This is a genomic window from Nocardia pseudovaccinii NBRC 100343 (assembly GCF_001613225.1).
GTDB lineage: Bacteria > Actinomycetota > Actinomycetes > Mycobacteriales > Mycobacteriaceae > Nocardia > Nocardia pseudovaccinii.
This window is the reverse complement of record NZ_BDBY01000151.1, coordinates 1-5,802: the sequence shown is the minus strand read 5'-3', so window position 1 is coordinate 5,802 and position 5,802 is coordinate 1. Positions and strand designations below refer to the sequence as shown.

The following is a 5,802-nucleotide window of genomic DNA, read 5'->3' as shown; positions in this document are numbered from 1 at the left end:
GCGAACACGCAGCGCGCAGGCGCTGCAAAATGTCACAGTGTTGTATGACGAAGGTGGAGCAGGGGTGCCGATCCTGCTGCTGCACGGACTGATGGGGAGTGCCCGCACCTGGCGCGATCACCTCGACTGGCTGCGCAAGTTCGGCCATGTCTACACCTTCGACGCCGCCGGTCACGGTCGTCCCGCGCCCGTGGAACTGACCACCGAGGCCTTCATCGACGACCTCGCCGGGGCCACCGCCGAAATTTCCGAACCCATGGTGGTCATCGGGCATTCGATGGGCGGTCTGCACGGCTGGGTTTTCGCCGCGGGATATCCGGAGCGGGTGCGCGCGCTGGTGGTCGAGGATATCGCCCCCGACTTCCGCGGCCGCACCGCCGCTAACTGGGCGGCCATGATCGAGTCCTGGCCGCAGCCGTTTCCGGATGCCGATGCGGTGCTGGACTACTTCGGCCCGGTCGCCGGGCGCTACTTCCTCGACTCCTTCGAGCACGGACCCGACGGCTACCGCCTGCACGGTTCGGTCGCCACCTTCCGCGATATCTCCGAGGAGTGGGGGACCCGTGACTTCTGGGCACAGTGGCGCGCGGTCGAAGCGCCCGTTCTCTTGATCGAGGGCGAATTCACCATCACCCCCGAGGGCCAGATGCGGCAGATGGCCGATGTTCACCCGGACGCCGCCTACGTCCGCATCCCGGACGCGGGCCATCTGGTGCACGACGACCAACCCGAGCGCTACCGCACCGAGGTCGAAGCCTTCCTCCGGAAAGTTTTGCACCTTCCCGCATAAGGCTGTTCAGCCCGGCCTCGAAACCCCGATTGTCCAGCCCTCACCGGCAAGCGCGAACAACCCGTCCGAGGTTTGCTCGATCAAGCCGTCGACCAGCAGGGAGTCCAGAGCGCGGTCGCGCTGGCCAGGATCGCGAGTCCAGGCCAGATCCAACCGGATTCGCTCGACCGGACCGGTCGCGTCGCGCAACACGTCGAGTAGCCGACCGCGCGCCTGACGATCGGTGCCCTCGTACTTCTGGGTCTTGCGCACCACATCCGAGACCGGTCTGCCCGCCGAAACCCAGGCGCATTGCGGCAGCGGGCAACGCGAACAGTCGGGCGTGCGCGCGGTGCACACCGTCGCGCCCAGTTCCATCAGCGCGGCGGAAAATATTGCGGCATGGTCGATTCGGCGCGGCAGCAGCGCCTCGGTCTCGGGCAGATCGCGCGACGACGGATTACCGGCCTCCGCGCGCCCGTGCACGGCACGCGCCACCACCCGGCGAACATTGGTGTCCACCACCGGAACTCGCTGTCCGTAGGCGAAACAGGCCACCGCCCGCGCGGTATACGCGCCGATACCCGGCAGGCCGAGCAGCACATCCACATCGGTCGGCACCGCGTCACCGTGTTCCTCGGCGAGCACCTTCGCGCATTCGTGCAGCCGCAGCGCCCGCCGCGGATATCCGAGCTTGCCCCAGGCGCGCAGCACCTCGGCCTGCGACGAGGCCGCCATGGCGGAGGGGACCGGCCAGCGCGCGACCCACTCCCGCCAGATCGGTTCGACCCGTACCACCGGCGTCTGCTGCAGCATGATCTCGCTCATCAGGATCTGCCAGGCGGTGACGTCCTTGCGCCGCCACGGCAGATCCCGCGCGGTCTCCCGATACCAGTCCAGCAACGATTCGGCATCCACCCGGTTGGTACCCGTCGTGATCTCGGGTTTTCCGCCTGCACGCTGTTGCGCTGCGCCGCCTTCCGACACTGCCCTCACCGTTCCTATTGTCCTGCGGCCGGTCGATATTTGCCGAGCCGTAACGAACCGGACTCGCTGGTAACCATTGCGATGTGCACAATGGTCGGTATGCCGGATTCCAACCCGATCAGTGCCTGGAAATCCCTTCGCGAGGGCAATGCACGCTTCGTGAACGGCAACCTGCTGCATCCTAGTCAGGGCGCGGCCGACCGGGCCAAGCTCGTCAGCGGCCAGCACCCGCACGCGATCCTCTTCGGCTGCGGTGACTCCCGCGTGGCGGCCGAGCTGATTTTCGACCAGGGCCTCGGCGATATGTTCGTCGTGCGCACCGCGGGCCATGTCGTGGACAGCTCGGTGCTCGGCTCGATCGAGTACGGGGTGCAGGTCTTGAATGTGCCGCTGATCGTGGTGCTCGGCCATGACAGCTGCGGTGCGGTGAAGGCCACCATCGACGCGCTGGACGGCGGCGAGGTGCCCGGCGGATTCATCCGCAGCCTGGTCGAGCGAGTCACGCCGTCGATCCTGATCGGACGCAGGGAAGGGCTGTCCACCGTCGACGAGATGGAGGCCAGGCATGTGGTGGAGACCAGCCGACTGCTCATGCAGCGCTCGCTGATCATTTCGCAGCGCGTTGCCACAGGTGAATGCGCGATCGCCTGCGTCACATACAAACTGGCCGAGGGCGAAGTCAAGTTGCAGCGGGTCGTCGGCAATATCGGTGAGCTGGTCTGATCCGGCCGATCCGAGACATCCAGCGGTGGGAGCGGAATTTACCTGCCGCGCGCGGGTTTTCCGATCCGACACGCCGGGGTCCTGAGTCGCTGTACCGGATCGTGCCCTTACCGTTGACTCCGTGCTGGAACCGAATGGACCGCTGCCTCCGGAGATCTACTGGCGACGCCGCGCGCTCGCCGTAGGTGTTCTGGTCGTGGCGCTCGCACTGGTGATCTGGTTGGTATTGACGGTCACGCGCGGCGGCGATTCGCCCGGTACGACAAAGGCGGCCGCGACCAGTTCCGCGTCGGCGTCGAATAAGCCCGCGGGCGCATCCTCCTCGACGCCGCCGCCGACCACCGGCGAATCCAGCGCGAAACCCACCGGCACTACCGCTGCGGCCGCGAGCGCCAGCCAGGTCGCCGCGGGTATCTGCCCGGATCAGTCGCTTGCGGTGAAGGTGACCGTCGAGCAGCCGACCTACAAGACCGGTGAGAATCCGGTATTCGGAATCGTGATCACCAATATCTCGTCCACGGCCTGTTCGCGCGATGTCGGCTCCGGACTGCAGCAGGTCTCGGTGACCAGCCTCGACGGACAGCGCCGCCTATGGTCGAGCACCGATTGCTACCCGGACGGCGCCCCCGACGTCCGCACCCTGAACCGCGGCGAGCAGGCGGCCTTCATGGTCACCTGGTCGGGCTCGACCTCCCAACCCAACTGTGCGGGCGACCGCGTCCAGGTTCCACCCGGCGCGTACGCCGTTGTCGCCCAACTGGGCTCACTCCGCAGCGCCGCCGAACCCTTCAACATCGCCTGACCCTCGGTCGCCGTCGCATATCCAGCGGTCATCGCGCATACGCTCTGGCTTGTGCTGATAGCCACCGGCTGTGCGTGATCACTTAGGTTGTCCGAGAGTCATTGTCGGCTCAGAAGTCGGGGGCGGTCTCGGTGGCTGCTGCGCGCTGTTTGCGCAGACCGGCTAGGCGGATGGCCGACTTGACGTCGGTCACCTCGTGGATCTTCATGCCGCTCTTGGTACGTGCCAAGCCGGGTGGCACCAAGGCGGTGGTGAAGCCGAGGCGTTCGGCCTCGGCGAGTCTGCGCTCCAGTCCGGTGACCCGGCGCACCTCGCCCGCCAGCCCGACCTCGCCGAGGATGACCCAGCCGACCGGCAGCGCCTGATCGCGTTCGGCACTCGCAATGGCAAGTGCCACAGCGAGATCCGCTGCTGGCTCTAGCAGTCGCATACCGCCGACGGTCGCGGCGTACACGTCGTGCTTGCCGAGGAACACCCGCCCGCGGCTCTGCAGTACGGCGAGCACCATCGCGACCCGGTTGTAGTCCAGCCCGCTCACCGCCCGCCGCGGATTCGGAATCTCGGTGTGCACGGTCAGGCCCTGCACCTCGGCGACCAGCGGCCGCTTACCGTCCATCGCGACCGTGACCGCCGTACCCGATACCGAATCGGTGCGGTGGTGCAGAAACAGCCCGGACGGATCGGTGACGCAGGAGATCCCGTCGTCGTGCAATTCGAAACATCCGACCTCGTCGGAGCTGCCGAAGCGGTTCTTGATGCCGCGCACCATGCGCAGTGTGGAGTTCTTGTCGCCCTCGAACTGCAGCACCACATCCACCAGATGTTCGAGCGTGCGCGGGCCCGCGACATTGCCGTCCTTTGTGACATGCCCGACCAGCAGCACCGCGATCCCGCTCGCCTTGGCCAGTGACGTGAGCGCCGCCGCCACCGCGCGCACCTGGGTGACGCCGCCGATGGTGCCGTCCACCTCCGGGACGAGCATGGTCTGCACCGAGTCGACCACCAGCAGCGTCGGGCGCACCTGTTCGACATGGCCGAGCACGATCGACAGATCCGATTCCGCTGCGAGATAGACCCTTTCGTGCACCGCATTGGTCCGGTCGGCGCGCAGCCGAACCTGTCCGGCCGATTCCTCGGCGGTGACATACAACGACTTCTCATCACGCTGAGTGGCCCAACGGTGGGCGACCTCCAACAGCAGCGTCGATTTGCCGACTCCGGGCTCACCGGAGAGCAGTACGACCGATCCGGGCACGATGCCCCCGCCCAGCACCCGGTCGAGTTCCTCGACACCGGTCGGCCTGGCCTTGGTGACCTTCGAATCGATATGCGAGATGGGCGCGGCGGCGGTGCTCGGCAGCATGGCCTTGCGCCCGACCGGCGATGCCGCGGTCGCCGCCGATCCGGCGACCTCGTCGACGGTGCCCCACGCGCCGCAGTCCGGGCATTTGCCCACCCACTTGGCGACCTCGTACCGGCATTCCGAGCATCGGAAGATCGACTTGGTCTTGGCCACAGGCGCGCTCCCCCGCCTCTCCGAGTCTTCAGCCGGTCGTGAGTGCCACGGAATTCACGAACCGGGCCGGCGGTCGGGCATGTGAACAGTGCTGGGCGTGCCCGACGAGTTACCCATGTTCGTACGAGATCAGTTGTATCGCTGGCAATCCTACTGCGCAGTCTCCCCGCGGAGATCTGATCAGTGCCCGCCCTTGTGCTCGCCCTCGGTCGCGGCGGTCTGGCCCTCGTGCCGTTCGGCGACCGCACCGGCGTCGACCGGCACTTGCACCGTCACGGTGCCGTTCTGCTTGAAGTTGAACGTCACCGGGTAGGTGAGGCCGGGGATGATGTCCTTGGACAGACCGGTGATCTCGATCAGACCCGGCTTCTTCTCCGGATCGACGGTGGTCTTTTCGCTGGCCCCTTGCGAGCCGGGCGTGGCGCTGGTGCTCGGCGCGGCGGAGCTGCTCGGCGTCGCACCGTGCTCGTCGGACTTGGCGGCGGTCGCGCCGGTGGGGGAGGTCGCCGCGACGACGGTCTGCTGCGGGGCGATCTTGAAGGCCGAGGCGCCTGCGGGCGGGGTGATCTTCACCGTGCCGAGGTCGGTGGTGATGCTGGTCAGCTCGTCGGTGACGGTCTCGCCGTTGTTGACGACCGACAGCGCGATGATCGCCTTGCCGCCCTTGGTGTTGGTGTAGTCGGTGCCCGTGGCCGGGAAGACGATGTGCACATTGCGCAGCGAGATCCGGTCGATGTCGGCGTGATTGCCGTTGACCGCGGCGACCTGGGTCGCGGTCTGCGAGATCTGGCCTGCACTACAGCCGGACAGCACGAGCGCTGCTCCGGCGGCGAGCACGGCAACCGAAACCATGCGACGACGCGCCCCTGTCGAGGCGGTCACAGCTTTCAGGGCAGTCACGGGTTGTCCCTCCATGTCGACCGGGCTCACTCCGCTAGGGAGAGTAATAACTAGGCAGCGTAGTAGTAGCCTCCGCGGCGCGGGCGCGCGGGCTGTGTCTAATTT

At 67.0% G+C, this 5,802-nt stretch carries 6 protein-coding genes; 3 read left to right on the top strand and 3 right to left on the bottom strand.

The window, feature by feature from the left end; genetic code table 11:
- Positions 1-37: 37 nt before the first annotated feature.
- Positions 38-790 carry an alpha/beta fold hydrolase gene (locus tag NP3_RS18015; RefSeq protein ID WP_063042762.1) on the top strand — a complete coding sequence of 251 codons (753 nt, stop codon included), beginning with the start codon at positions 38-40 and terminating at the stop codon, positions 788-790.
- 6 nt (positions 791-796) lie between these two features.
- Here the strand turns inward: NP3_RS18015 and NP3_RS18010 are convergent, their stop codons facing one another.
- Positions 797-1,708, bottom strand: a complete 912-nt coding sequence (locus NP3_RS18010; protein ID WP_281197443.1) for an HhH-GPD family protein — start codon at positions 1,706-1,708, stop codon at positions 797-799.
- Positions 1,709-1,855: 147 nt separating this feature from the next.
- Between NP3_RS18010 and NP3_RS18005 the strand changes: the two genes are divergently transcribed.
- Both NP3_RS18005 and NP3_RS18000 read left to right on the top strand, forming a co-directional pair.
- Positions 1,856-2,479: a carbonic anhydrase gene (locus NP3_RS18005; protein ID WP_063042763.1), complete on the top strand. Its 624-nt coding sequence runs from the start codon at positions 1,856-1,858 to the stop codon at positions 2,477-2,479.
- Between the two features lie 121 nt (positions 2,480-2,600).
- Positions 2,601-3,281 carry a hypothetical protein gene (locus NP3_RS18000; RefSeq protein WP_063042761.1) on the top strand — a complete coding sequence of 227 codons (681 nt, stop codon included), beginning with the start codon at positions 2,601-2,603 and terminating at the stop codon, positions 3,279-3,281.
- Between the two features lie 109 nt (positions 3,282-3,390).
- On the opposite strand, the gene radA is transcribed toward NP3_RS18000, so the two are convergent.
- Positions 3,391-4,797, bottom strand: coding sequence for a DNA repair protein RadA (gene radA / locus NP3_RS17995; protein ID WP_063042760.1), 1,407 nt, complete (start codon positions 4,795-4,797; stop codon positions 3,391-3,393).
- A 180-nt stretch (positions 4,798-4,977) separates the two neighbouring features.
- Positions 4,978-5,697 carry a copper chaperone PCu(A)C domain-containing protein gene (locus NP3_RS17990; protein WP_245720993.1) on the bottom strand — a complete coding sequence of 240 codons (720 nt, stop codon included), beginning with the start codon at positions 5,695-5,697 and terminating at the stop codon, positions 4,978-4,980.
- Positions 5,698-5,802 lie beyond the last annotated feature (105 nt).

What these genes read in the sequence shown, in the direction of transcription:
- NP3_RS18005 (WP_063042763.1), top strand. Translation starts at nt 1,856, where the DNA reads ATGCCGGATTCCAACCCGATCAGTGCCTGGAAATCCCTTCGCGAGGGC.